This window comes from Jiella avicenniae, assembly GCF_021390325.1.
Taxonomy (GTDB): Bacteria; Pseudomonadota; Alphaproteobacteria; order Rhizobiales; family Rhizobiaceae; genus Jiella; species Jiella avicenniae.
In genome coordinates, this window is the sequence record NZ_JAJUWU010000004.1 from 386,804 (window position 1) to 413,260 (window position 26,457).

A 26,457-nucleotide genomic window follows, 5' to 3' on the forward strand; every position below is an offset into this window, starting at 1 on the left:
ACCTTCCCTTAGGGAATGGAGGTCGACCGTTGGACCATCGGTTTCGTCACCCGGGCGGGAGCGGTGCGCCTCGTCCGTTCCGTGCGATCGCCACCACGTCAGTCGCGACTTCGACGGCGATCGTGGCGGTCACTCTCGCCGGCCTCGCGCCGATGGAGGCGATGGCGACGTCGCTGGAGCGAAGGACGGCTCCGATCGCCGCGCCCGATGCAGCTCGGCCGCAGCCGGGTGCGGCAGCCGAAGGGAGCGACGGAAACGCGCCGGCCGGCTCCGCCGCCGAGACGCGGGCGGAGAGACAGGCGATGGAGACCTGCGACGCCCTTGCCTCCGATCCCGACGACGTGACGCGGCCGCAAGGGCTTTCGGGCGAGCGCAGCCCCGACGCGGTCGAATTCGCCAAGGCGATTCCGGCCTGCACGGCGGCGCTTTCCGCCCATCCGGACGACCCGCGATATGCCTTTCAGCTCGCCCGCGCCTACCGCTCCGCGGAGCGTTTTGACGAGGCGGTTCGCCATTACGATCGGGCCGCCAAGGCGGGACACGCCGCGGCCCAATACGACCTCGGGCAGATGTATGACGACGGGAGGGGTGTCGCGGAGGATGACACGAAGGCGCTCGCCCTGTACCGCCAGAGCGCCGAGGCCGGAATGCCTCTGGCCCTCCATGCCCTCGGCCTCGCCTACCGGGACGGCAGCCCCAAACTGGCAGCCGACGAGAAGGAAGCCGCCCGGCTGCTGCTGCAGGCTGCCGAGGCGGGCCTTGCCGCCGCGCAGCTCGAGGTCGGCTACATGCAGCAGGCCGGGATCGGCTTTCCGGCCGACGATGCGGCGGCGCTCGCATGGTTTCGCAAGGCTGCCGACGCCGGCAATGCCGACGCGCTGATGTGGATCGCCAGCTTCCACGAAAACGGCCGCGCTGGGCTCGCAAAGAGCGACGAGGCCGCACTCGACTTCTATCGCCGGGCCGCCGAGGGCGGCAACGCGTTTGCGACCAACATGGTCGGCCTGTTCACGGCCGACGGCCGTGGCGGGCTCGCGGCGAACCGCGAGGAGGCCGTCGCACTTTATCGCAAGGCAGCCGAGGCCGGCGATCCCGACGGTCAGCTCAATCTCGCCTGGGAGTTGGCGAACAACGACGGATCCGCCGGGGCCGAGGCGGAGGCCCTCGAGTGGTTTCGCAAGGCCGCCGACGCCGGCAGTGCCAATGCGTTGATGTGGCTCGGCAACTTCAACGAAAACGGCCGCGGCGGTCTGGCGAAGAGCGACGAGGTCGCCCTCGACTTCTACCGGAAGGCCTCCGAGGCCGGCAACGTTTTCGCCACCAACATGATCGGGGTGTTCACCGCCGACGGACGGGGCGGCCTGACGGCGGACGCCGAAAGCGCCATCCCGCTGTTTCGCAAGGCGGCCGAGGCCGGCGACCGCGACGCCCAGGTCAATTTGGCGAGGCAGTTGGCGAATGGCAACGGCGTTTTGAAGGACGACGCGGAGGCGCTCGCGTGGTTCGCCAGGGCGGCCGAAGCGGGCGACCTCAAGGCCCAGAACAGCTACGGGTTTCGCCTGGTCAACGGCACCGGCGCGAAGGCCGACCCCGTCGAGGGCGTGAGGTGGCTGCGGCGCGCGGCCGAGAGCGGCTTTACGGCCGCGCAGCTCAATCTCGGCAAGATGTACGAGGACGGGGTCGGGGTCGAGCAGGACTATGCCGAGGCCGCGGCCTGGTACGAGAAGGCGGTCGCCCAGGGAGACGGAGGCAGTGCCGTCAATCTCGGCTATCTCTACTCGCAGGGGCGCGGCGTCGAACGGGACGAGGCGCGGGCCGTCGCGCTTTACCGGCAGGGCGCCGAGGCCGGAGAGCCGATCGGCCAGTACAATCTCGCCTTGATGTACGATACCGGCCGGGGCGTGGCCAAGGATCGCGCCGAGGCCCTCGTCTGGTATCGCAAGGCGGCGGACGCCGGCGAGGCCGACGCGCAGACGGAGATCGCGCTCGCCTATCTGGAAGGTGACGGGCTCGAACGAAACGACCGGCAAGCCTTCGAGTGGTTCCTGAAGGCGGCCGAGCAGGGCTCTGCAGATGCCCAGACCCATCTCTCGCTCCTCTATGTCAACGGGCGCGGCACCGAGCGAGACCCGGAGGCGGGGGTCAAATGGCTGCGCGCCGCCGCCGATCAGGGCGACCGCTTCGGCGAATACGGGCTCGGTCTCGCTTATCTCAGCGGCCGCGGCGTCGGGTCCGATGCCGCCGAAGCCCGGCAGTGGCTGGAAAAGGCGGCGGACAAGAATCTTGCCGAGGCCCAGCTCAAGCTCGCCGAGTTGCATGATCAGGGCCGTGGCGGTCCCGAGGATCCGGCGGCGGCGGCCGACTGGTATCGCGCGGCCGCGGCGACCGGTCACGCCGAGGCGATCGCCATCCTCGCCGAGCGGTACCGCACCGGCCGCGGCGTTTCCTCCGACCAGGTGGCGGCCGTCGCCCTCGACCGACTGGCCGCCGAAGCGGACTATGCGCCGGCGCAGTTTCGGCTCGGCAAGGCGCTGATGGAGGGGCACGGCCTGCCGAAAGACGAGACCCGGGCGATCGAATGGTATCGGCGTGCCGCCGCCGGTGGTGACGAGGATGCGCAGGCCGCGTTGCAGGCGCTCGGCGTCACCGGCGAGGACGGGACGCCGGGGCAGGGAGGCGATCCGGCGGTCCGTCCCGAGGCGAACTCGCAGACCACCGCAGCACAATGACGGACGAGACGCCCGCTGCTCCCAAGCGTTCCGTCAGCCCTCCGCCGACGAAAAGGACGCCGAGATCTCGTGGTCGCTGCCCGGATAGGTCAGGCAGACGACGGTGATCGGCTGGCCCTCGCTCGTCGTGCGGCGCCAGATTGAGAGACATGGCGCGCCTTCGGCGATCAGCAGGCGGCCGGCGGTCTCCCGGTCGGCGGCGACCGCCCGGATGCGGTATTCGACGTCCGACCAGGGCACCCGCGAGACCAGCCAAGCGCCGGGCGACGTCGCCTCGAAGTCGGCGGTTTCGGCCTCCGGAACGCTGTCGAGGCTGATCAGCCGTTCCTCGAAGCAGAAGGGCTGACGGGCGGCGAAATGCCGGCATTGGATGGACAGGACCCGCGCCGCCGCGCCGAGCCGTTCGGCTTCGGCAGCGGTTGCCCCGCGGATCTCGCGGCTGACGATCTCGAAGTGATGGGGCAGGCCGAGCGCCGCGACCTCGCGGCCGATGTCGACGATCTCGACGATCACCGAATGGGACTGCGGGCGACGGACGAAGGTGCCGGCCTTGCGCCGCCGCTCGATCAGCCCGGCGCCGGCGAGCTGCGTCATCGCCTTGTTCACGGTCATGCGCGAGCAGCCGTAGCTCCTGGCGATGTCCTGTTCGAAGGGAAGCTGGGTACCCGGCGGCCATTCGCCCGAGAGGATGCGCGATCTCAGATCGTCGAGGATCTGCTGATGCAGGCTCTTCTTGGCCGAAGCGCCGGCATTCGCGCCCGCCGCCGACCGGGGCCGGACAGCGGCGCCGCCCTTGCGGCCGGTCTTTTCGATTCTCGACTTTTCCGGATGCTGCATGGTCCGTCAAACGAGGGTCGCCGCGCCGCGGTCGAGATAGGTTTCGAGGAACTGTTCGAGCCGCGGATGGCGGGGCGTGCCGAAGATTTCGGCCGGCGGCCCGTCGAGCAGCAGCTTGCCGTGGTCGAGGAAGGCGATCTTCTGGCCGACGCTGGCGGCAAAGCCGATCTCGTGGGTGACGATGACGAGGGTCATGCCGGTCTCCGCCAGCTCGCGCATGACGTTCAGCACCTCGCCGGTCAGTTCCGGATCGAGCGAGGCGGTCGGCTCGTCGAAGAGCAGGATGTCCGGCGAAAGCGCCAGCGCCCGGGCGATCGCGACCCGCTGCTGCTGGCCGCCGGAGAGTTCGGACGGGTAGTGATGGCCGCGATCGGACAGGCCGACGCGGGCCAATTGCCGGTTGCCGATCTCGTTGGCGGCGCTGCGCTTCATGCCCTGGACGGTCACCAGCGCCTCGGTGACGTTGCCGAGCGCCGTCATGTGCGGCCAGAGATTGAACTGCTGGAACACCATGCCGATCTTGGCCCGCACCCGGCGGATGTCGGAGGCCGAAAGCCGCGTCCTGCGGCCCTCGCCGGCCTCGGCGAAGCCGAGCGGATCGCCGTCGATCTCGATGATCCCGGAGGACGTCTCCTCCAGGAAGGCGATGCAGCGCAGAAGCGTCGACTTGCCCGAGCCGGAGGGGCCGAGCAGGCAGGTGGTCGAGCCCTTCGGCACCGAAAGCTCGATGCCCTTCAGCACCTCGGTGCTGCCGAAGGACTTGTGGACGTCGCGGATACGGACGGCGGGGCGGGTCATCAATGGGCGAACCTGAACTTCGACAGCTTCTTTTCGGCGAGGCCGCCGAGCCAGCCTGAGAGCTCGACCAGAGCCCAGTAGAACAGCGCCAGCATGGTCATCGCCTCGACGAAGGCATATTGCTGGGAGCCGATGGCGCCGACGACGAGGGTCAGTTCCGGCACGGTGATGATCGAAAGGATCGCCGTCTCCTTCATCAGGATGATCGCCATGTTCACGATCTGCGGCAGGACGAGCATGGTCATTTCCGGCACGAGGATGCGCCGGACGATCTGGCCGCGCGACAGGCCGACGCATTCGGCCGCCTCGATGTGGCCGGGCGGGATCGCCGCGAATCCGGCGCGGAAGATCTCGCTGAAATAGGCCGAGCCGTAGACCGTCATGCCGAGAAGACCGGCCGGGATCGGCTCGAGCGAAAGGCCGATGAAGGGTCCGCCGAAATACAGGAGGAAGAGCTGGATCAGGAACGGCGTGCCGCGGATCACCTCGACGTAGAGGCGCAGGAGAAGGTTCAGCCAGAGCGGCCCGTAGCGGCGCAGCGCCGCGACGACGAAACCGAGGAGAATGGCGAGGATCGTCGCGACGATCCAGATCCAGATCGTGTTCCAGAAGGCCGAAAGAATCTGCGGGAACTGCTGCCAGACGATGGAGAAGTCGAGGCTCATCGGCTGCTCCCGGTCCGCATCAGCCGCTCGGCGAGCGAGCCGCCGCCGGCGACGAGCCAGCAGATGGCGAGATAGATCCCGCCGGCGACCGAGTAGAAAAGCAGCGGCCTGAAGGTCGAGGCCGACAGGTTCTGCGCCATTCGGGTGAGTTCGATGACGCCGACGACGGAGATCAGCGAGGACGCCTTGAGGATCAGGATCATCTCGTTGACGAGCGCCGGCAGGGTCAGGCGGAAGGCGATCGGCGCGCGGATGCGGCGCAATTGCTGCCAGGGCGACATGCCGACCATGTCGGCGGCCTCGATCAGCCCCCGGGGCACCGAGTTGAAGCCGCCGCGCAGATTCTCCGCCTGATAGGCCGCGGTGCACAGCGCCAGCCCGGCGATCGCCGCGACCTCGCTCGGCACCAGAATGCCGAGGGCCGGCAGGAGGTTGTAGATGAGGAGAAGCTGGACCAGCAGCGGCACGCCGCGAAACAGGCTGACATAGACCGTCGCCGGGATCGACAGGAGCTTTTTGGGCGAAAGCTTCGCCGCACAGACGAGAAGGCCGATGGCGAGCCCGATGGCGATCGAGATCGCGCTGAGGAGGACGGTCTTGCCCGCCGCCCAGAGCATCAGTTCGAAGAGGCGTGTCGACATGTCGGGACGGCCGGTCCTCTTCGGTTGCGTCGGATGCGGAACCGCCTCGGCGGAGCGAAGTCGCGCCGGATGGCGGGCGCGGCCTCTGTCGTCGGTCCGATGGTGTGCGCGGCGATCAGACCTTCGGGGTCGGCGCTTCGTCCGGCGTGTCGAAGCTCTGGCCGAACCACTTCTTCTGCATTTCGCCCATCCGGCCATCGGCCTTGATCTTCAGGAGCGCCTCGTTGACCGCGTCGAGCAGGGACTGATCCTCGGGGCGCTTGGAGCCGATGAAGCCGAAATAGGACTTCTCGCCGAAGGGCGGCAGGACGACGGCGAAGGTGTCGGGCTGCTGCTCGGCGACATAGGCGATGTTCGGCAGGGAATTGGCGACGGCGACGATGCGGCCCGCCGCGAGATCCGCATAGGCCTCGTTGAAGCCGACATATTCGCGGGTCTCGATCGGCTCGGGAAGCGTCTTGCCGTAGGCCTGGAGTTGGGCGAGCTGGGCCGTCGCCTTGCCGGCGCCGGTCAGCTTGCCGGCGATGTCCTCGGGCTTCTCGATCGTGTCGTCGCCGGCCTGCTTCAAAAGCGCGACGGTCGCCTCGGCCACCGGCGTCAGGAAGCGGTAGCGCTCGACGCGCGCCTTGGTGATGGTGGCGGGGCCGGCGACCATGTCGAACTGGCCGGCTTCGAGACCCGGCAACACGCCGTCCCAGGGGAGCGTCACCCACTTGATCTCCACCCCCATCTCCTTGCCGATCTCCTCGAAGAGATCGACGTTGAGGCCGACATGGGCGCCGGTCTCGTCGATGAAGTCGAAGGGCGCGAAGGCGGTTTCCGTGCCGACCGACAGGGTGCCGGCGGACTTGACGCGCTCCAGCGCATCCTGCGCATGGGCGGCCGAACCGAAGCCGAGCGGCGCGGCCAGCATCAGGGACAGCCCGAAGGCCGCTTTCAGGAAAATGCGCTTGGTCATGTCGAACTCCGGTTCGGGCGATCGGAAATCCGCCACGCGACTCTAGGCAGTCGGAGACGGGGCATTATGCCTAGACATATCGAAACGGCTCAGCTTCATATTGTCAATAGTTGTGCAGTTTTGGAAGAGCCCGATTTTTGCACAACCGGTCGGCGACGGGTCGTGGCCGCGCGACTCGCTCAGATCCGCCCGGCGAGCGTCGCCGTCGCCGCCTTGAAGCGCGCGAAGATCGCCGCGCCGTCGACATGGCGACCGTCCTCGACGCGCTTTTGGCCCAAAGCCCAGACCTTGTCGATGGGGGATGCGGAGGCGCCGAAGACGAAGCTGTCGAGAATGCGGTCGCCGCTGCGGCCGACCAGCGCCGGATGATCGGCTTTCAGCGACACGAGATCGGCCAGTGCCCCCGGCTTCAGCCCGGCAGTCCCGATGCCCGTCGCGCGGGCGCCGCCGGAGAGCGCAGCCTCGAAGATCGTCCGGCCGTTGGAGGCGCCGTGCGGCGCCAGAACGTTGCGGGCGCGGCGGTTCAGTCGCTGGGCATATTCCAGCTGGCGCAATTCGTCGGAGACGCCGATCAGGACGTTCGAATCGGTGCCGACGCCGAGTGTGCCGCCGGCCGCGACGAATTCGGCCGCGTTGAAGAAGCCGTCGCCGAGATTGGCTTCGGTCACCGGGCAGAGGCCGGCAACCGCACCGGTCGCGGCCAGAGCACGGGTCTCGGCGTCGGTCATGTGGGTGGCGTGGATCAGGCACCAGCGCCGATCGACCGCGGCATGATCGAGCAGCCATTCGACCGGCCGCCGGCCGCTCCAGGCCAGGCAGTCTTCGACCTCCTTCACCTGCTCGGAAACATGCATGTGGAAAGGCGCGTCGGGCCGCAGCGACGCGGCGAAGGCGAGCTCGTCGGGAGTGGCCGCCCTGAGGCTGTGGGCGGCGACGGCGAGGCGGGCTTCCGGCAGGCCGGCAAGGACGGTCTCGCTCGCTTCGACCAGGCGGGCGAAGCCGTCCCGGTCGTTGACGAAGCGGCGCTGGCCGGCGGTCGGTGCGGCGCCGCCGAAGTCCGAATGGGCATAGAGCACCGGGATCAGCGTCATGCCGATGCCGCTCTCGCCGGCTGCCGCCGCGACGGCGCCGGCGAGCCGCGCGACGTCGTCATAGGGCGTTCCGTCCGGCTGGTGATGGAGATAGTGGAATTCGCCGACGCGGGTGAAGCCGCCCTCCAGCATCTCGGCATAGAGCTGGGCGGCGATCGCCCCGATCTCTTCGGGGGAGAGGGCGAGGGCGACGCGGTACATGATGTCCCGCCATGTCCAGAAGGTGTCGAGGCCGGGTCCGCGGATCTCGGCGAGACCGGCCATCGCCCGCTGAAAGGCATGGCTGTGGAGATTGGCCATGCCGGGAACGAGGACCGCCACCCGCTCGTCGCCCGCCGCCTGCCTCACGCCGGTCTCGACCTCGGCGATCCGCGCGCCGGCAACGGTGATCCGGCAGTTCGTCGCAAAGCCGTCCGGCAGCAGCGCGTTGTCCGCAAAGATGGTGGTCCCGGTCATCGCATGTCCTTTGCCGCATTGCGGCGGCCGCTTGCGCAGGCCCGCATTATGTCTATACATTAAACGCCGACGAGCGCAGCCTGCAAGGAGGCGATGGTGGTCGACCGGAAGAGTGGTGCATCCCCGACCGTGTGGCGCAATCTGCGTCTCGCGACCATGGCCGAATCGGGCGAAGGCATCGGCCGCATCGAGAACGGGGCCCTGGCGGTCCGCGACGGGCGCTTCGCCTTCGCCGGGCCAGAGGCCGAGCTTCCGGCCGAGTTCGACGGTTGCGAGAGCTTCGACGGCGCGGGGCGCTGGGCGACGCCCGGCCTCGTCGACTGCCACACCCATCTCGTCTATGCGGGAAACCGCGCCAGGGAATTCGAGATGCGGCTCGCCGGCGCGAGCTACGAGGAGGTCGCGCGGGCCGGCGGCGGCATCGTCTCCTCGGTGCGGGGTGTGCGCGAGGCGAGCGAGGACGATCTCGTCGCCGAGAGCCTGCCCCGCCTCGATGCGCTGATCGCCGAGGGCGTCACGACCATCGAGGTGAAGTCCGGCTACGGGCTCGACACCGACAGCGAGATGAAGAGCCTGCGGGCCGCCGGCCGGCTCGCCGAGGCTCGCGACGTCCGCGTTCGCCGCACGTTTCTCGGCGCCCATGCACTGCCGCCCGAGGCAAAGGGCGACAAGACCGCCTACATCGCCAGGGTCTGCGAGGAGATGCTGCCCGCCGTCGCGGCCGCGGGCCTTGCCGACGCGGTCGACGGCTTTTGCGAGGGCATCGCCTTTTCGCCGGACGAAATCGCCAAGGTCTTCGACGCGGCGAGGACACACGACCTGCCGGTGAAGCTCCATGCCGAACAGCTCTCCGACCTCGGCGGCGCGGCGCTCGCCGCAAGCTACGGCGCTTTGTCCGCCGATCACCTCGAATATCTGTCGGAAACGGGCGCAAAGGCGATGGCGGCGGCGGGAACGGTCGCGGTGCTCCTGCCCGGCGCCTTCTATTTCATCCGCGAGACCAAGCTGCCGCCGGTCGATCTCCTGCGCCGCCACGGCGTGCCGATCGCGCTCGCCACCGACTGCAATCCCGGCACCTCGCCTCTGACCTCGCTGCTGCTGACCATGAACATGGCGGCGACCTTCTTCCGCATGACCGTCGACGAGTGCCTGATCGCGGTGACGCGGAACGGCGCCAAGGCACTCGGTCTCGGCGAGGAGATCGGCACGCTCGAAGCCGGCAAGAGCGCCGACTTCTGCCTCTGGGACGTCGAGGATCCGGCCGAACTCGTCTACCGGATCGGCTTCAATCCCCTTCACAAGCGCATCCGGGGTGGCCGATGAGCGAAACGCTGGTCCTGGAGCCGGGCGGGGTCGGCCTCGACGCTTGGCGGGCGATTTATCGCGGCGCGGGCGCGAGGCTCGCCGACGCAGCCTGGGCCGACGTCGAGGCAAGCGCGGCGGCCGTCGCCCGCATCCTGGCGAAGGGCGAGCCCGTCTACGGGATCAACACCGGCTTCGGCAAGCTCGCCTCGGTCAGGATCGGCGACGAGGATCTGGAAGCGCTGCAGCGCAACATCGTGCTCAGCCATGCGGCCGGCGTCGGCGAGCCGATGCCGGTTGCGATCGCCCGGCTGATGATGGCGCTGAAGCTCGTCAGCCTCGGGCGCGGCGCCTCCGGTGTCAGCGTGGCGACCCTGCGCCTCCTCGAAGCGCTGATCGAGAAGGGGCTCACGCCTGTGATCCCGGCCAAGGGGTCGGTCGGCGCCTCGGGTGATCTCGCGCCGCTTTCCCACATGACGGCCGCCATGATCGGCGTCGGCGAATTCTTCGTCGGCGGCGAACGGGTGGCGGCAAGCGACGCGCTCGCCGCGGCGGGGCTCGAGCCGGTCACCCTCAAGGCGAAGGAGGGGCTGGCCCTCCTCAACGGCACGCAGTTTTCCACCGCCAACGCGCTCGCCGGGCTGTTCGAGGCCGAGCGGCTCTATCAGGCGGCGCTCGTCGCCGGGGCGCTCTCGACCGACGCCGCCAAAGGCTCCGACACGCCCTTCGACCCGCGCATCCACGCGCTGCGCGGCCATGCCGGCCAGGCCGAGACGGCCGCGGCGCTTCTTTCCCTCATGGCGGGCTCGGAGATCCGCGCCTCGCACCGCATCGAAGATCCCCGCGTCCAGGACCCCTATTGCGTGCGCTGCCAGCCGCAGGTGATGGGCGCGGCGCTCGACATCCTGCGACAGGCGGGGCGCACCCTCCTGATCGAGGCGAACGGCGTTTCCGACAATCCGCTGATCTTCGCGGGCGAAGACGAGGCGCTGTCCGGCGGCAACTTCCACGCCGAGCCGGTCGCCTTCGCCGCGGACATGATCGCCATGGCGATCTGCGAGATCGGCTCGATCTCCGAGCGCCGTGTCGCCATGCTGGTCGATCCGGCGCTGTCGGGCCTGCCGGCCTTCCTGACGCCGAAGCCGGGGCTGAACTCCGGCTTCATGATCGCCCAGGTGACGGCGGCGGCGCTGGTCTCGGAAAACAAGCAGAAGGCCTTCCCGGCGAGCGTCGATTCGATCCCGACCTCGGCCAATCAGGAAGATCACGTCTCGATGGCAGCCCATGGCGCAAGGCGGCTGAAGGAGATGGCGGAAAACGCCATGGCGGTCGTCGCGATCGAGCTTTTGGCCGCCGCGCAGGGTTGCGATCTCATCGCCGGGCCACCGTCGAGCGCGCCGCTCGAAGCCGTTCGCAGGCTGCTCCGCGACACGGTTCCGATGCTGCGCGAGGACCGGCATTTTTCGCCCGACATCGAGGCGGCGATGGCGCTCGTCGCCGCCGGTTCTCTGGCCGACGCCGTGGCACCGCTGGCGCTGCCGACGGTCGGGGAGGGGGCATGAGCGACTGGCTGACCATCCGCCGGGGCAACGCGCCGCTGCTCGTCTCGCTTCCCCACACCGGCACCGAGATTCCGTCGCGGTTTCAGGACGGCCTCGTCTCGCTCTGGCTGGCCCGGCGCGACGCCGACTGGTGGATCGAGAAGCTCTACGCCTTCACCGGAGACCTCGACGCGACCATCGTCCACACCGCCATTTCGCGCACGGTGATCGACGTCAATCGCGATCCCTCCGGCGTCTCGCTCTATCCGGGACAGGCGACGACCGAGCTTTGCCCGACGACCACCTTCGACGGCGAGCCGCTGTACGAGCCCGGCAAAGAGCCGGACGACGCCGAAATCGGGCGCCGCAAGGCGCTCTACCACGCGCCCTATCACGCAGCGCTGCAGGCCGAGATCGCGCGGCTGCGGGACATCCACCCGCAGATCGTCGTCTATGACTGCCACTCGATCCGCTCGGTCATCCCCCGGCTTTTCGACGGGGAGCTGCCGCAGTTCAACATCGGCACGAATTCCGGCGCCTCCTGCGCCCGGGCCCTGCAGGCGGAGATCGAGCGCATTGCCGCGGCGAGCGGGCTGTCATGGGTGTCGAACGGCCGCTTCAAGGGCGGGGCCATCACGCGCGTCCTCGGCGATCCCGATGCCGGCGTCCATGCCGTCCAGATGGAACTCGCCTGCCGCGGCTACATGGATGAGCCCGAGCAGCCGTCGCCGGGCAACTGGCCGACGCCCTACGACCCCGCGCGCGCCGCGCCGCTGCTTTTCATCCTCCAGACGATGATCGGCGCCTGCCTCGCCTTCGCCGATCCGGCGAGATAGCCGAAAGGATTGCCCGACCATGACCCGCATCGACAATTCCCGGACGATCCGCGCGCCCCATGGAAGCGAATTGTCCGCCAAGAGCTGGCTGACGGAAGCGCCGATGCGCATGCTGATGAACAATCTCGATCCGGGCGTCGCCGAGAAGCCGGGCGAACTCGTCGTCTATGGCGGCATCGGCCGGGCGGCGCGGGACTGGGAGAGCTTCGACCGGATCGTCGCGACCTTGCAGCGGCTCGAGGACGACGAGACGCTGCTCGTCCAGTCCGGCAAGCCGGTCGGCGTGTTCCGCACCCACAGGGATGCGCCGCGCGTCCTGATCGCCAATTCCAACCTCGTGCCGCACTGGGCGACCTGGGACCATTTCCACGAGCTCGATAAAAAGGGCCTCGCCATGTACGGCCAGATGACGGCCGGATCGTGGATCTATATCGGCAGCCAGGGCATCGTGCAGGGCACCTACGAGACCTTCGTCGAGATGGGTCGGCAGCATTATGGCGGCGATCTCGCCGGCAGATGGATCCTGACGGCCGGCCTCGGCGGCATGGGCGGGGCGCAGACGCTCGCCGCCACCATGGCCGGCGCCTCCTGCCTTGCCGTCGAATGTCGCCCCTCCTCGATCGAGTTCCGCCTGAAGACGCGCTATGTGGACGTCGAGGCCAAGGACCTCGACGATGCGCTTTCGATCATCGAGAAGGCCACCGCCGAGAAGAAGCCGGTCTCCGTCGCGCTGCTCGGCAACATGGCCGAGGTGCTGCCCGAACTCGTGAGGCGCGGCGTCCATCCCGACATCCTCACCGACCAGACCTCGGCCCACGATCCGGTCAACGGCTATCTGCCGGCGGGCTGGTCGCTCGCCGAATGGGAGGAAAAGCGCGAGCGCGATCCGAAGGCGGTGGAAAAGGCCGCCAAAGCCTCGATGGCGACCCATGTGAAGGCGATGCTCGATCTCTACCGCGCTGGCGTGCCGACGGTCGACTACGGCAACAACATCCGCCAGGTGGCGCTGGAGGAGGGGGTGAAGGACGCCTTCGCCTTTCCGGGCTTCGTGCCGGCCTATATCCGCCCGCTCTTCTGCCGTGGCGTCGGGCCGTTCCGCTGGGTGGCGCTTTCCGGCGACCCGGAGGACATCTACAGGACCGACGCCAAGGTGAAGGAGCTGATGCCGGACGAGGCGCATCTCCACCGCTGGCTCGACATGGCCAAGGAGCGCATTTCCTTCCAGGGCCTGCCGTCGCGGATCTGCTGGGTCGGGCTCGGCGATCGCCATCGCCTCGGCCTCGCCTTCAACGAGATGGTGGCGAAGGGCGAACTCTCCGCCCCCGTCGTCATCGGCCGGGACCACCTCGATTCCGGCTCCGTCGCTTCGCCGAACCGCGAGACCGAGGCGATGAAGGACGGCTCCGACGCCGTTTCCGACTGGCCGCTCCTCAACGCCCTTCTCAACACCGCCTCCGGTGCGACCTGGGTGTCGCTCCACCACGGCGGCGGCGTTGGCATGGGCTTTTCCCAGCATGCCGGCATGGTCGTCGTCTGCGACGGAACCGAGGAAGCGGCGGCGCGGGTCGGCCGTGTTCTGTGGAACGACCCGGCGACCGGCGTCATGCGCCACGCCGACGCAGGGTACGAGGACGCGCTGGAGTGCGCGCGGGAGAAGCGGCTCGATCTGCCGGGGATCCTCGGATAGCCGGAGCCCTCATATCCGCCGGATCGGCAGCGTCCAGACGAGGGCACTGGCGAGGCAGCCAAATCCGGCGATGCACAGGAAGGCGTTGCGGAAGGCGATTTCGAGACCGTCCCTGATCGCCGTCTGCTGGGCGCTCGCGAGGCCGTCCAGCGCCTGGGGCCCCTGCTGCAGAACGCGGGCGAAGGCTTCGCCCGCTTCGGGGCTGGCGTGGCTCATCGTCGCAAACAGCACCGTCCCGACCATCGCCGTGCCGACAGCGGCGCCGAGCGAGCGCGAGAATTGAACCGTCGCGGCGCCTGCCCCGAGCTGTGCGCGCCCGGCGGCGAGTTGAACGGTCAGCTGGACGACGCCCATCACCGTCCCCATGCAGATGGCGATCAGCCCGAAACTCCAGGCGGTGGCCGTGGCGTCGAGCTTCGGTGCGAATAGGATTGCGGCGAGCAGCCCGATCACGACGATGGCAAGGCCGAAGGATGGATAGATCGCGGTCAAGCCGGTGCGTCCGACGATCCGGCCGGTGGCAAGCGAACCGACGCCGATGCCGATGGTCATCGGCAGGAGCAGAAGGCCGGTCTCGGCCGCCGAGGCGCCATGCACCATGCGATAATAGAGGGGCAGGAAGGTGATCAGCGAGACCAGCATCGCCCCGTGGCACGCCGCCAGCCCGTCGCAGCGCCAGATCGCCGGATGCTTCATCAGCGGGATCGACAACAGCGGCGAGGGCGCCAGCCGCTCGCGCCGGACCAGGAGGATCACCGCGGTGATCGCGAGAAGGCCGAGCGCGACCGGCAGGAGAAAGGCCCCCGAGGCGAGTTGCTGCGCTTCCTCCAGCATGATCAGCGTCGAGGCGATGAAGGCGGCGAAGAAGACGAGGCCGGGCGTGTCGAAACGGAACGCCTCGCCGGTGCCGCGCCGGTCCGGCAGCCGCATGGTCATGAATACGGCGCCGATACCGATCGGTATGTTGACGAGGAAGACCGACTGCCACCCGAAATGCTCGGTCAGAAAGCCGCCGGCGACCGGGCCGAAGGCACTGGAGGAGACGGCGACGGTGGCGAGATAACCCTGATACCGCGCCCGGTCGCGGGGCGGAATCGCTTCGCCGACGAGCGCCTGCGACAGCGTCATCAGTCCGCCGCCGCCGGCCCCTTGCAGGATACGCGCCGCCGTCAGCGTGAAGATGCTGGTGGACAGGGCGCAGAGGAGAGAGGCCAGCATGAAGATCGCCAGCGCCACGAACATCAGCCGCCGGCGGCCATAGACGTCGCCCAGCCGGCCGTAGACCGGCGCGGCGATGGTCGTCGCGACCAGATAGGAGACGACCACCCAGGACAGCCGATCGACCTCATCGATCGATACCGCGATGGCGGGAAGGGCCGTCGCCACGATCGTCTGATCGACCACGGCAAGGAACATCGGCAGGATGATCGAGGGGAAGACGGCGAGAAAGTCTCGGCGGGCGCCCCCCGGCGACGGATCTTCGTCGTCCGAAGGCTGCGCTGCTGGTTCTGGCATGGCTGCGGGATCGTATCGTGAAGATGGCGAGGGTCTTGTAAGCAGATAGATCGCGGAGGCCGATGTTGAAGGTGTTCTTCGGCCTCGGCGTTCAAAGGCTGCGGCACGGGATGCACCCGAAGGCACGTCGTGAAAGTCATCGCGCAGAGGTCGCTGCCGAGCGTCTGCCGCGGGGGCCCGCGTCGAAGGCCGGCCGCAATTCCGGCGTTTCTCAGGCGGCGGACCGGCCCGTCCCGATCCGGCGCTCGATATACTGCGCGAATTCGAAGTTCGGGCGCTCCAGATGCGACAGCGGCCCGGCCTCGCCCAGCCTGCTGAGGACGCCGCGGTAGACGCGCTCGGTGCAGCCGCGGTCTTCGGCATTGACGTGGTCGAGCATCGCCTTGACCTTGGCGAGCTGGGCGGGGGCTTCCGGGTCGGCCATGTAGGGCGCCGACATGCCGCCGCCGAACAGGATCCGCACCTTGCCGACGGCATCCGGGCCGGTTCCGCCGGGATGAAGGCTGAGATACCAGAAATAGCCGGGCGTGATCGAGATCATCAGCGAGGGATAGATCGCGAACAGCCAGGTGGTGCGGCGCTGGTCGCCGGTGAGCCGCGTGTCGTTCGGATGGGCCAGCGCCAGCGGCACGGCGTCGTTGCGCAGGATGGTGTGCCAGTTGAAGGCGTCGGTGCCTTCCGGGCAGATCATCTCGTCGATGTTCGTCGAACCGCCGATGGTCTCGCGATGGCAGACCGGCAGGTGGTAGCTCTCCATGAAGTTCTCGGCGAGTACCTTCCAGTTGGTGTCCCAGACGTGTTCCTCGCGGAAGGTCTCCGAATAGCCGGCGAGGTCGAGATGCGCGATCATCGCCTCGGCCTCGGCGAGGGTTTTCGACGGCGGCGGCGTGTCCGGATCGAGCGTCACCATGATGAAGCCGAGCCACTCCTCGCAGCGCACGGCCGGAAGCTTCACATCCGACTTGCAGAAGCTCTCGTTGCGGCCCATCGCCGGCGCCCCGCGCAGGGAGCCGTCGAGACTGTAGGTCCAGGCGTGATAGGGGCAGACGATGGCGCGGACGTTGCCGCGGCCTTCGAGCAGCGTCGACATGCGGTGGCGGCAGACGTTCGACATCGCCCTCAGCGTCCCCTCGCGGTCGCGCAGCACGATGATCGGCTCGCCGGCGATCTCCATGGTCAGATAGTCGCCGGGTTTCTTCAGGGCGTCGGTCCGGCCGGCGCAGATCCACTCCTTCGAAAAGATGTGCTCGAGTTCGAGGGCGAGGAAGTCCGGCGAGGTATAGACCGAGCGGGGCATCGCCTGCGCCCGTTCGAAGGGCACGGAGACGTTGGCCTTGAGTTCGTCGGCTGGCGACGCGACGGGGGAGTGGACGTTCATGGCATGACCCGAGCGCTCGAAGGCTGGAAGACGGCAGGATGCCCGTTGCCGTCAGATCATGCAACGATCCCCTGCGCGCATTTTCTGATCAGATCGCCTTTCGCAGCGTGGCCCGAGCGTTCGGGTGAAGAACGGCTTCACCGCCCCCCGCGTCATTCGCCGACCGGTCGCACGTTCCGGCTTTCGTACCAGAGCGAGACCGCCTCGATCTGCTCGGGCGTCATGTTGATGGCGATCGGCGCCATCAGATGGGCGAAGCGGGTGCCGCCTCGATGGTCTTCCTTCCAGAGTTCCAGATGGGTTTCGAGATACCAGGCCGGCTGGCCGTCGAGCCGCGGGAAGTGGGGATTGCGGGCGATGCCGCCCGGGCCGTGGCAGCTGTCGCAGGCGGCGATCTTGCGCTCCGGCAGGCCGGTCTCGGCGATGCGGCGGCCGAGGGCCAGTGTCTCGTCGCGGTCGACGGGAACGCCGGTGGCGGCCGCCGGGTCGATGTCGAACACTTCGGTCAGCGGCCGTGTGTCGCTCGGCCGTGCCGGCTCCGGCGCGGAGTCCGCCTCGGCCGCGTCCGAGACCGCCGCGTCCTCCGGCGCCCGCGCCGGTTGGCCGGCATAATGGGCGGCGAGCCGTTCCAGCACCGCGTCGTCGTAGCGGCCGGCGGCGGACTGCATGTAGCCGCTCTGGCGCGTTCCCATCTGATAGGCCTTCAGCGTCGCGGCGAGATAGGCCTGCGGCTGGCCGGCGATGATCGGAAAGGCGCCCTTCGGCCCCCGGCCCATACCGTCGGTGCCGTGGCAGCGGGCGCAATCGGCGACGGCCTCGCGGGGAATCCCGTCGAGGCCGCCGAGCGCCTCGCCGCCCGCCTCCATGTCGATCTCGTCCGGAGCACCACCGGCATCGATGCCGAGAGCGAGATCCCTATAGCGCTCCGGCGTCATGTCGGGCAGCGCCCTGAGGAAGGCGACCATCGACCACACCTCGTCGGGGCGCTCCTGGGTCGGCCAGGCCGGCATGCCGGAATATTTGATGCCGTGCTGGACGATCCAGAAGAGTTCGCGGTCCGTCCATTCGGCGATCCGACCGCCGACATGAAGCTGCGGCGGCATCGGCGTCATGTGCTCTACGACCTCCGACTGACGAACCCCGGGTGCCGCGTGGCAGGGGGCGCAGCCGGTGGCGAAATGGCCGGAGCCGCGCTGGATCAGAGCGGCATCGGAGAGGTCGACGTCGTCGGGTTCTTCCACCAGCCAGGATCGGCGCGAGACGGTCTGCTGCATCGTCCAGTGCAGGAACCAGCCGACCGGCGCGAAGTGTCCCGAGGAGGCGCCGATCGAGACGAGACCGGAGGCGGCGAGCGCAAAGGGCGCCAGGGCGACGAGGACGATCGCGGCGACGACGCGGCGGCGGGTGAGGTTGACCGAGAGCTTCACGGACGTGCCTCCGCTCGTGCGCCGGAGGCCGGATCGCGCTCCTTCAGGACGCTGGCGAGGAGCGCGAGCCCGCCGACGAGATAGCTCGCCCCGCCGACGATCAGCATGACGACGCCGCCGAACTGCTGGTCGCCGAGCGGGGTGAAGCTCGCGGCGGGAGAGCAGAGTTCGGCGCAGGCATAGAGCGGGCGCGGGCTGAGGAGGAGGAGGGCGCCGAGCAGCGTCATGTGCATCGAGGTGACGAGCAGCGCCAGCGTTCCCGCGGCGCGGCCGCCGAGGCCGGCGGTGTCGCGGCCCTGCGCCGTGCCGATGGCGGCGATCCAGACGAACAGGCCGGCGACGAGAAAGGAGGCCTGTTCGACGAGGAAAAGGGCGAAGCCGGAGCGGGCGGCATCGTGCAGGGCCGGCGCGTGCCAGGTCCAGACGACGACGAATTCGACGAAGGAGGCGAGGATCGCCAGCGCCGGCGTCAGCCAGCCGAAGCGCCGCGGCCACAGCCGAACGAGGCCGATGGCGAGCAATGGCGCGGCCACTGCGACGATGCCCATGTGCATGACCATGTGGGCGGCGAAGGAGCCTTGCGCCCGCTGAGGCAACGGCCCGAACCAGACGGCGGCGAGGACCGTCAGTCCGAGCGCGAGGGGCCAGAGCGAAGGCGAGGAGCGTGCCAGCCGGACGCCGCGCGGGGCGGCGTTCGACGTCGGCGTGAGGGGAAACCGTGAGGTGCTCATCGGCAGTCCGCCATCAGCGCCACGGGCAGGGCCGTGTAGATCACCGCGATGAAGGACAGGCCGGCGAGGAGCACGGTGGAGAATTCCAGGAAACGCTCGCGGACGGCCGCCGTGTCCTCGTCATGGGGCATTCTGCCGCCATTGCCCCGCCATTCGCCGAGCGCCCGGGCAAAGATGAAGCCGATGCCGACGAGCGCGACGACCGTCAGTCCGCCGACGAAGATCCTGAACCCGCCGATGTCGGCGAAGACGTTTTCGTTCGGCGCGCATCCATAGGCGACCGAGCCGTAGGAAAGCGCGAAATGCACGGCCCAGATCGTCGGTGCGGCGATCAGCGTCCAGAGGGTGTCGCGGGTCTTGTTGCCTGTCGCCATGGGTCAGACCGCCAGCGGGAAGAGCGCGATGGTCGCGACGGTGACGAGGGCCGTTCCGGCCATGAAATGCCAGTAGAGCGCGACGTTGACGATGTCGATGTCGTGGGTCGGCGTCATCCGGCCGGCGAGCGAACGGGCGAGACAATAGGCCAGCATCAGTGCGCCGGCGGCGCCGTGGCAGGCGGTCCAGATCGCCAGCACCCAGACCGTCGCCGGATAGACGTGGACCGTCGGGACGAGGCCGGTGACGTAGGGGCCCCAGAGGATCGCGGCGGAGGCCGCCAGCGAAAGCAGGGCGCCGGCGCCCATCAGCAGCCGCGCCGTGCCGAGCGAGGCCGCCTTGTTGGTGTTGCGGGCGAAGATCGCGGCCAGCCACGAGGCGGCGAACAGCGCCAGCGCGACCAGCGGCCAGGCGAGCCCCGGCCCGATCTCTTCGCCCGCCATCATCGGCGGCGGGAAAACGGGGCTGACGGTGAAGTAGAAGAAATAGCCGAAGACGAGGCTGACGAAGGCCGTCGCATCGCCGGTCATGGTGATGAACATCGCCCACCAGCCGACCGACTTCGGCCCGGAGGCGTAGAGCGGCAGCTTCAGGCCGAGACCGACGTCCTTCTCGTCCTTTTCCGGCTGAAGTGCCGTGCCGCGCCACAGCCAGACCAGGATCGCGCCGGTGGCGAGCACGGCCGTCGCCAGCGTCAGCGTCCACAGGTGGAAGGTCGCGAGGATGAAGACGGCGCCGAGGAAGATCGCCGCCCAGAATGTCATGAAGGTCGGCCCCGGCACCCGCAGGCACTGGACCGGCTCGGCGTCGAGCACGCTCGTCACCATGGTCTCGCGCTTCCCCTCCTCCGCGTCGGGCATGTAGAAACGGCCCATGTCGACGTCGGCCATCAGGTTCTTCTGCTCCCAGAGCGGGTAGCGCGAGGTGACGATCGGGACCGAGCGCACACCCCAGGCCTCGTCCGGAACCTCGGCGAGCCATTCGAGCGTGCCCGCATTCCAGGTGTTCCGGTCGGCATAGGGCTCGCCATTGCGCGGGCGCAGCACGTCCCAGACGACGGTGACGAAGCCGGCCGCGAAGACGAAGGCGCCGACGGAGGAGACCAGATTGGGCAGGTCGAGACCGATGTCGGCCGGATAGGTCCAGACCCGGCGCGGCATGCCGACGAGGCCCGACCAGTGCATCGGCAGGAAAGCCGTGTTGAAGCCGACGAACATCAGCCAGAAGGCGATCTTGCCGAGCTTGTCCGACAGACGCCGCCCGCCCATCATCGGCCAGAAATAGTAGACGCCTGCGACGACCGGGAAGAGCATGCCGCCGATCAGCACGTAATGGAGATGGCCGACGACGAAATAGGTGTCGTGGGCCTGCCAGTCGAAGGGGGCGAGCGCCACCATGACGCCGGTGAGACCGCCGATGACGAAGATCGCCAGCGCCCCGGAGACGAACAGCATCGGCACGGAATAGATCACCCTGCCGGCGAGGAGCGTTGCCACGAAGACGAAGATCTGCACCGCCGTCGGGATCGCCACGGCTTCCGAGGCGGCTGAGAAGAAGCCGAGCGAGATCGCCGGCAGGCCGGTCGCGAACATGTGGTGGACCCACAGGCCGAAGGACAAGAAGCCGGTGCCGACGGCGGCGAGCACGATGAAGGAATAGCCGACGATCGGCCGCCGGGCGAAGGTCGGCACGATCATCGCCAGAAGCGCGATGGCCGGCAGGAAGACGATGTAGACCTCCGGATGGCCGAAGATCCAGAAGAGATGCTGCCACAGCATCGGGTCGCCGCCGCGTTCCGGATCGAAGAACGGCCAGTTGAACAGCCGCTCCAGCTCGAACAGGATGTCGCCGGCGATCAGCGGCGGGAAGGCGAAGAGGATCATCCCGGCGACGACGAGGACGTACCAGGCATAGAGCGGCATCAGGTTGAGCCGCATGCCGGGCGGCCGGCATTTCAGCGTGCCGACGATGAGTTCGACCGCCGCCGCGATCGAGGCCACCTCGATGAAGGAGAGGCCCAGCAGCCAGATGTCGGCGCCGTAGCCCGGCGAGAAGCGCTCCTGGGTCGTCAGCGGCGGATACATGAACCAGCCGCCCTCGGGGGCCGCGCCGAAGAAGATCGAGCCGCAGACGAAGACGCCCCCGATCAGGAAGCACCAGTAGCCGAAGGCCGAGAGCCGCGGGAACGGCAGGTCGCGGGCGCCGAGCATCTGCGGCAGGAGGATGATCGCCACCGCCTCGAAGATCGGCACGGCGAAGAGGAACATCATCACCGTGCCGTGCAGCGTATAGACCTGATTGTAGAAGCTGGCGGTGAGGAAGTCGTTGTCGGGCGCGGCGAGCTGCACCCGGATCATCAGGCCGAGGACGCCGGCAAACAGCATGAAGGCGAAGGAGGTGGCGGTGTACCAGAGGCCGACCTCGGTGTTGTTCACCGCCGACCAGTAGCGCCAGCCTTTCGGCTCGGCCCAGACATGGCGCAGCCGCGCCTCCTGGCCGGCGCGCACCTCGGGGTCCTCCTGGTTGCGGGTCGAGGCCGGCGGCACGTTGCCGAAGTTCAGCTCCGCCGGTACGTCATCATCATCTCTTTTGCCGGCCCAGCGCGTGGCGCTCCGATCGAGTGTCACGTCGCTCATTGCAGCGTCTCCAGCCAGCCCGCGATGGCGGCGATCTCCTCCTCGGCCAGCATGCCGTAGCTCGGCATCTGGACGCCCGGTTTCACGCGGTGGGTGAAGCCGATGAACTCGGCGAGATTGTCGCGCGACATGGGAAGCGTCGCGGCGGCGATGGTGCGCCGGGAGGCGAGATGGGTGAGGTCCGGCCCGACCTCGCCCGCCGCCCCGGTGCCGCGAACCGCATGGCAGGCGTCGCAGCCGTTCTGCATGAAGGCGCGAAACCCGGCATTGCCGGTTTCGACCGAGGCCGGCGCGCCCTGGCGGGCGACATAGGCTTCGTATTCGTCCGCCGGCACCACGACCACCCGCAGCGCCATCTGGGCGTGGGCGTCGCCGCAGAACTCGGCGCAGACGCCGTTGTAGACGCCGGGCTTCGTCGGCTCCACGACGAGGCGGTTCACGCGCCCCGGAATGGCGTCCATCTTGCCGGCGATGGAGGGCACCCACAGCGAATGGATGACGTCCGGGCTGCCGAGCAGGAGTTCGGTCCGCTGTCCGGCCGGCAGCCAGATTTCGTTGGCGCTCGGCGTGCCGCCCTCGGGCAGCGTTTTGGAAACGCCGGGCTCGCCTTCGACGCCGTAGGCCACCCGCCACCAGAAGCGCTCGCCGGATACCGCGATGGTCGGGCCGTTCGCCTCGGCCCGCATCGGCGGCATCATCTGCAGGCCCCAGACGAGCAGAGCCGTCAGGACCACCACCGGAAAGACGCAGCCGCCCCAGACGATCAGCCGCAAGCCGGCCGTCTCGCCATAGGCCTTCGGCCGGATGCGCGTCGCGAAGACCGACAGGCCGATGACGGCGAGCCAGATCAGGATCGCCCCGACGAGCATCACCCAGAACAGGGTGGCGACCGTCTCTGCCTCGGTCCCGGCCGGGTCGAGCGCCGATTGCGGGCTCGTGCAGCCTGCAAAGCCTGCGCAGACGAAGATCACCCAAAGGCGGATCGGGTCGGGATGTCCGACGGCGCAGGTTCGGAGACGGGACAGGATGGACGATCTTTCTGCGTGGCGATGGCGGGGGATGGGCCGCGCCGGAGCCGGGCGGCCTTTCGTTGCCTGAGCAATTATCGCCGCCGGCGCCCGTTGCAAGATGCCCGCCGCGAGGCCGCGACGGTTCCGGCCTGCGCCGACGTCGCACGTCCGTCGGGGAACTGCGGAACCGCCTGCCGCAGCGGAGGCGTCACCGGCCGCCGCAGCGACGCGTCCGTCCTCGCTGCGGCCGGTCAGGCGAGATCGGCGACGACCGCGTCCAGCACCAGCATGCCCGCCGGCGTCGCGCGGATCCGGTCCGGCCCGAGCCGCTCGATCATGCCGTGATGGGCGAGGTCGCGTTCGCTCGCCCGGTCGATGTCGCGGCCGGCGAGCTTGCGCCAGCGGGTGAGGTCGATCCCCTCGGTGAGGCGAAGGCCCATCAGCAGGAGTTCGTCGGCCTGTTCTTCGAGGCTCAGCGCCTCGTCGGTGGTCGCGCCGGAGTCCCAGCTTTCCACCATCTTCAGCCAGGTCTCAGGCAGCGGCTCGTTGGCGATGGCGTGGCGTTGGCCGTTCTCGCCCCTGAGGCGGCCATGGGCGCCGGGGCCGACGCCCGCATAGTAGCCGTAGCGCCAATAGGTGAGGTTGTGCCGCGATTCGGCGCCCGGCACGGCGTGATTGGAGATCTCGTAGGCCGGCAGGCCGCGCGCCGCGGTGATCGCCTGGGTCGCCTCGTAGAGTTCGGCCGACAGTTCGCCGTCCGGCACCTTCAGCTTGCCGGCCTTGTGCAGCTCGAAGAAGGGCGTGCCCATCTCGATGGTGAGCTGGTAGAGCGACAGATGGTCGGCGGCGAGATCGATCGCCTGGTTCAGCTCCGCCTCCCAGGCTTCCACCGTCTGGTTGGGCCTTGCATAGATGAGGTCGAAGGAAAGCCGCGGAAAGATCTCGCGGGCGAGCCGGATCGCCTCCAGCGCAGCCGCAACGTCGTGCAGCCGGCCGAGCCGGCGAAGGTCCGGGTCGTTCAGCGCCTGGACGCCGAGCGAGACGCGGTTGACGCCCGCCGCGCGGTAGCCACGGAAGCGCGAGGCTTCGACGCTGGACGGGTTGGCCTCCAGCGTGATTTCGGCATCCGGGGCGATCGCCCAATTGGCCGCGATGGCGTCGAGGATCGCGCCGACGGTCTCGGGCGCCATCAGGGAGGGCGTGCCGCCGCCGAAGAAGATCGAGGTGACGAGTTCGCCTTTGGAGCGCCGCGCCGCCTCCTTCAACTCGCGCGTGAAAGCCGCGACGTAGCGGGGCTGGTCGACGGGCGAGCGGCGGACGTGGCTGTTGAAGTCGCAATAGGGGCATTTGGCCGCGCAGAACGGCCAATGGACATAGACGCCGAAGCCCGGCGCAGCGGGCGTCTTGGCGAAGGGCAGGACGTCGGAGGTCCTGTGCGGCGCGATCAGGTTCATGCGGCCCCTTTCATTCCACCCCGAGGGCGACCTTCGCGAATTTCTGGAAGGCCCGCGCCCGGTGCGACAGCGCCGTCTTCTGGCCGGGCTCCCAGGCATGCTTTTCCGCCGACATCATCTCGCCGAAGGTGCGGCTCTCGCCGTCCGGCAGGAAAATCGGGTCGTAGCCGAAGCCCTTGTCGCCGACCGGCGGCCAGACGATCGTCCCGTCCACCTCGCCGCGAAAGAAGATCGGCTCCTCGCCGGGCCGCGCGAGACAGAGGACGGCGACGAAGGTGGCGCGGCGCCTGTCCGGCGTCGTCGCGCCGGCGGCCTGCAGCTTCTCCTCGACGTTCCGCATCGCCATGGCGAAGTCGCGCGGCTCGCCGGCCCAGTCGGCCGAATAGACGCCAGGAGCGCCGTCGAGGGCCTCGATCGCCAGGCCGGAATCGTCGGAGAGGGATACGAGCCCCGTCGCCTTCATCGCCGCCAGCGCCTTGATCTCGGCATTTTCCTCGAAGGTCGTGCCGGTCTCTTCCGGCTCGTCGAGGCCCTTTTCGGCGGCCGAGGTGACCTCGAATCCGAAGGGCTCCATCAGTTCGCGGATCTCCCAGATCTTGCCCTTGTTGTGACTGGCGACGAGGAGCGGCCCGTCCTCCGGGGTCAGAAGCGGCATCAGTGCTCTCCGAGAACCTGGCGCTGGGTCTCGACCAGCTCGCCGATGCCCTTGCGGGCGAGCTTCAGGAGGTTGAGGAACTCCTCTTCGGAGAACGGCGCGCCCTCGGCCGTGCCCTGGATCTCGACGATGCCGCCGGCGCCGGTCATGACGAAATTGGCGTCGGTCTCGGCGGTGGAATCCTCGGCATAGTCGAGATCGAGCACCGGCTCGTTCTTGTAGATGCCGCAGGACACCGCGGCGACGTGGCCGAGAAGGACGTCGTGGCGCTTCACCATGGAGCGCTCCTCCATCCATTTGAGGCATTCCGACAGGGCGACGAAACCGCCGGTGATCGCCGCGGTGCGGGTTCCGCCGTCGGCCTGGAGGACGTCGCAGTCGACGGTGATCTGGCGCTCGCCGAGCGCCTGCAGGTCGACGATCGAACGCAAGCTGCGGCCGATCAGCCGCTGGATCTCCTGGGTGCGGCCGGACTGCTTGCCCTGGGCCGCTTCGCGGCGCATGCGCTCGCCGGTCGCCCGCGGCAGCATGCCGTATTCCGCCGTCACCCAGCCCTTGCCGGAATTCTTCAGGAACGGCGGCACCCGCTCTTCGAGGCTCGCCATGCACAGGACCTCGGTGTTGCCGAAACGCACGAGGCAGGAGCCTTCCGCATGGCGCGAGACGCCGGTGTCCATCGAGACGTCGCGCATGGCGTCGTTGGGGCGTTTGGAAGGGCGCATGGCGGATGTCTCGCTTTTGCTTCGAATTGTCATGGTTAACGGAGTGTTATTGTGCCGGGCTTGTATCGGGAAAGGCTGAATCGCGCAAAGGTTTCGGGAGGCGATCTCGCCTTTCTTGCCGGGCGCGATGACGGGTTGCCGTCGGCGTGACTCGTCTTGCGGGCATTCGGCAAAGCGCCGTCGTGGATGGTGGGCTCTCGTCGCCGGGGGCGGTCCGGTTGATGCCCGCTTTTCCCGCGCGTATGCTGGAAATCCGAACGCCGTCAGATGGGTTTCACGTGGCCGTTCCCGAGCAGGATTTTTTAACGGCGGACGAGTTCCTCGGGTGGATGTCCACCCAGCAGGAGCGGTTTGAACTCGTCGATGGCCGGATCTTCCGGATGATGACGGGTGCCAAACAGAGCCACAACGTCGTCACGGCGAACATCGTCGCGACGCTGCTGCCACAGGCGAGAAGTGGCGGTTGCCGAACCACTTCGAGCGACACCGCCGTCAGAACCGGACCCGCCACAGTCCGCTATCCCGATGTCGTGGTCGATTGCGGGCCGAGCGATCCCGATGCGCTCGAAGCGTCGCCTCCGACGCTGGTCGTGGAAGTGGCGTCTCCCGAGACCTCGGCCATCGATGCGACCGACAAGCTCGACGAATACCGGGCGCATGGCGACCTCCGGCTCATTTTGTTCGTCGATCCCGACGTGATGTCCGTCAAGCTCTACCGACGCGGCGGCGATGGCCGCTGGGACGTCGAGAGATATGGCGATCGCGCCATGGTCGTCGGGCTTCCCGAGATCGGTGCGTCGCTGGCGCTCGGCGACATCTACGCGACGCTCGATCCATCGCCCCGACCACGGCTGCGGCTGGTGGAAGAGCCGAATTCCCGGTGACACGCTTCCGGGCGCGCGATCTGTCCCGGGCAGCTCTCCGGCTGGGCGGTGCGAGCCGTCGTCCTGCAAGGACGGCAAGCGACGAGCCGGTCGAAACCCTGTCGCCATCGCATCTTGCAGCGCAAAAGC

Annotated in this window: 22 protein-coding genes; 6 read left to right on the forward strand and 16 right to left on the reverse strand. The window is 68.5% G+C overall.

Features of this window, described 5'->3' with window-relative positions; genetic code table 11:
* The first annotated feature begins 122 nt into the window (after positions 1-122).
* Positions 123-2,729 (forward strand): tetratricopeptide repeat protein, encoded by a 2,607-nt coding sequence (locus tag LZD57_RS06245; protein WP_233718565.1) that lies wholly within the window; start codon positions 123-125, stop codon positions 2,727-2,729.
* Between the two features lie 33 nt (positions 2,730-2,762).
* On the opposite strand, the gene LZD57_RS06250 is transcribed toward LZD57_RS06245, so the two are convergent.
* The 6 genes from LZD57_RS06250 to LZD57_RS06275 all read right to left on the reverse strand — a co-directional run bounded on the left by LZD57_RS06250 (position 2,763) and on the right by LZD57_RS06275 (position 8,175).
* Positions 2,763-3,566, reverse strand: coding sequence for a UTRA domain-containing protein (locus tag LZD57_RS06250; protein ID WP_233718566.1), 804 nt, complete (start codon positions 3,564-3,566; stop codon positions 2,763-2,765).
* 6 nt (positions 3,567-3,572) lie between these two features.
* A complete protein-coding gene (locus tag LZD57_RS06255) occupies positions 3,573-4,364 on the reverse strand; it encodes an amino acid ABC transporter ATP-binding protein (protein WP_233718568.1) in 792 nt (263 codons plus the stop codon).
* On the reverse strand, positions 4,364-5,029 hold the full coding sequence (locus LZD57_RS06260) for an amino acid ABC transporter permease (protein WP_233718570.1): 666 nt from the start codon (positions 5,027-5,029) through the stop codon (positions 4,364-4,366). The genes LZD57_RS06255 and LZD57_RS06260 overlap by 1 nt, the downstream gene beginning before the upstream one ends.
* Positions 5,026-5,670, reverse strand: a complete 645-nt coding sequence (locus LZD57_RS06265; RefSeq protein WP_233718572.1) for an amino acid ABC transporter permease — start codon at positions 5,668-5,670, stop codon at positions 5,026-5,028. The genes LZD57_RS06260 and LZD57_RS06265 overlap by 4 nt, the downstream gene beginning before the upstream one ends.
* 115 nt (positions 5,671-5,785) lie before the next feature.
* Positions 5,786-6,628, reverse strand: a complete 843-nt coding sequence (locus tag LZD57_RS06270; protein WP_420844750.1) for a transporter substrate-binding domain-containing protein — start codon at positions 6,626-6,628, stop codon at positions 5,786-5,788.
* A 179-nt stretch (positions 6,629-6,807) separates the two neighbouring features.
* The gene (locus LZD57_RS06275; protein ID WP_233718574.1) at positions 6,808-8,175 is read right to left on the reverse strand and encodes a formimidoylglutamate deiminase; all 1,368 of its coding nucleotides are present in this window, start codon (positions 8,173-8,175) and stop codon (positions 6,808-6,810) included.
* Positions 8,176-8,268: 93 nt separating this feature from the next.
* Between LZD57_RS06275 and hutI the strand changes: the two genes are divergently transcribed.
* Genes hutI through hutU form a run of 4 tightly spaced genes read left to right on the forward strand, consistent with a single transcriptional unit; the run spans position 8,269 to position 13,541 of the window.
* On the forward strand, positions 8,269-9,498 hold the full coding sequence (gene hutI, locus LZD57_RS06280; protein WP_233718576.1) for an imidazolonepropionase: 1,230 nt from the start codon (positions 8,269-8,271) through the stop codon (positions 9,496-9,498).
* Positions 9,495-11,039 carry a histidine ammonia-lyase gene (gene hutH, locus LZD57_RS06285; protein WP_233718577.1) on the forward strand — a complete coding sequence of 515 codons (1,545 nt, stop codon included), beginning with the start codon at positions 9,495-9,497 and terminating at the stop codon, positions 11,037-11,039. Before hutI ends, hutH begins: the two co-directional genes overlap by 4 nt.
* The gene (gene hutG / locus LZD57_RS06290) at positions 11,036-11,854 is read left to right on the forward strand and encodes an N-formylglutamate deformylase (protein ID WP_233718578.1); all 819 of its coding nucleotides are present in this window, start codon (positions 11,036-11,038) and stop codon (positions 11,852-11,854) included. Before hutH ends, hutG begins: the two co-directional genes overlap by 4 nt.
* Positions 11,855-11,873: 19 nt before the next feature.
* Positions 11,874-13,541, forward strand: a complete 1,668-nt coding sequence (gene hutU, locus LZD57_RS06295; protein ID WP_233718580.1) for a urocanate hydratase — start codon at positions 11,874-11,876, stop codon at positions 13,539-13,541.
* 9 nt (positions 13,542-13,550) lie between these two features.
* Here hutU and LZD57_RS06300 read toward each other — a convergent pair whose 3' ends face one another.
* The 10 genes from LZD57_RS06300 to rph form a co-directional block, all read right to left on the reverse strand.
* On the reverse strand, positions 13,551-15,056 hold the full coding sequence (locus LZD57_RS06300; RefSeq protein ID WP_233718582.1) for an MFS transporter: 1,506 nt from the start codon (positions 15,054-15,056) through the stop codon (positions 13,551-13,553).
* Between the two features lie 211 nt (positions 15,057-15,267).
* Positions 15,268-16,434, reverse strand: a complete 1,167-nt coding sequence (locus tag LZD57_RS06305; RefSeq protein WP_233718583.1) for an aromatic ring-hydroxylating oxygenase subunit alpha — start codon at positions 16,432-16,434, stop codon at positions 15,268-15,270.
* A gap of 152 nt (positions 16,435-16,586) precedes the next feature.
* The gene (locus LZD57_RS06310; protein ID WP_233718584.1) at positions 16,587-17,861 is read right to left on the reverse strand and encodes a c-type cytochrome; all 1,275 of its coding nucleotides are present in this window, start codon (positions 17,859-17,861) and stop codon (positions 16,587-16,589) included.
* Positions 17,858-18,592 (reverse strand): cytochrome c oxidase assembly protein, encoded by a 735-nt coding sequence (locus tag LZD57_RS06315; protein WP_233718586.1) that lies wholly within the window; start codon positions 18,590-18,592, stop codon positions 17,858-17,860. Before LZD57_RS06315 ends, LZD57_RS06310 begins: the two co-directional genes overlap by 4 nt.
* On the reverse strand, positions 18,589-18,966 hold the full coding sequence (locus tag LZD57_RS06320) for a hypothetical protein (RefSeq protein WP_233718587.1): 378 nt from the start codon (positions 18,964-18,966) through the stop codon (positions 18,589-18,591). Before LZD57_RS06320 ends, LZD57_RS06315 begins: the two co-directional genes overlap by 4 nt.
* Before the next feature lie 3 nt (positions 18,967-18,969).
* Positions 18,970-21,603 carry a cytochrome c oxidase subunit I gene (gene ctaD, locus LZD57_RS06325; protein ID WP_233718589.1) on the reverse strand — a complete coding sequence of 878 codons (2,634 nt, stop codon included), beginning with the start codon at positions 21,601-21,603 and terminating at the stop codon, positions 18,970-18,972.
* Complete coding sequence (gene coxB / locus LZD57_RS06330) at positions 21,600-22,574, reverse strand: cytochrome c oxidase subunit II (RefSeq protein ID WP_233718591.1); 975 nt, start codon at positions 22,572-22,574, stop codon at positions 21,600-21,602. Before coxB ends, ctaD begins: the two co-directional genes overlap by 4 nt.
* Before the next feature lie 290 nt (positions 22,575-22,864).
* Positions 22,865-24,067: a radical SAM family heme chaperone HemW gene (gene hemW / locus LZD57_RS06335; RefSeq protein ID WP_233718593.1), complete on the reverse strand. Its 1,203-nt coding sequence runs from the start codon at positions 24,065-24,067 to the stop codon at positions 22,865-22,867.
* Positions 24,068-24,077: 10 nt separating this feature from the next.
* Complete coding sequence (gene rdgB / locus LZD57_RS06340; RefSeq protein ID WP_233718595.1) at positions 24,078-24,722, reverse strand: RdgB/HAM1 family non-canonical purine NTP pyrophosphatase; 645 nt, start codon at positions 24,720-24,722, stop codon at positions 24,078-24,080.
* Complete coding sequence (gene rph, locus LZD57_RS06345; RefSeq protein ID WP_233718597.1) at positions 24,722-25,444, reverse strand: ribonuclease PH; 723 nt, start codon at positions 25,442-25,444, stop codon at positions 24,722-24,724. Before rph ends, rdgB begins: the two co-directional genes overlap by 1 nt.
* 242 nt (positions 25,445-25,686) lie before the next feature.
* On the opposite strand from rph, the gene LZD57_RS06350 reads away from it, so the two are divergent.
* Positions 25,687-26,328: a Uma2 family endonuclease gene (locus LZD57_RS06350; protein ID WP_255699815.1), complete on the forward strand. Its 642-nt coding sequence runs from the start codon at positions 25,687-25,689 to the stop codon at positions 26,326-26,328.
* The last annotated feature ends 129 nt before the right edge of the window (positions 26,329-26,457 follow it).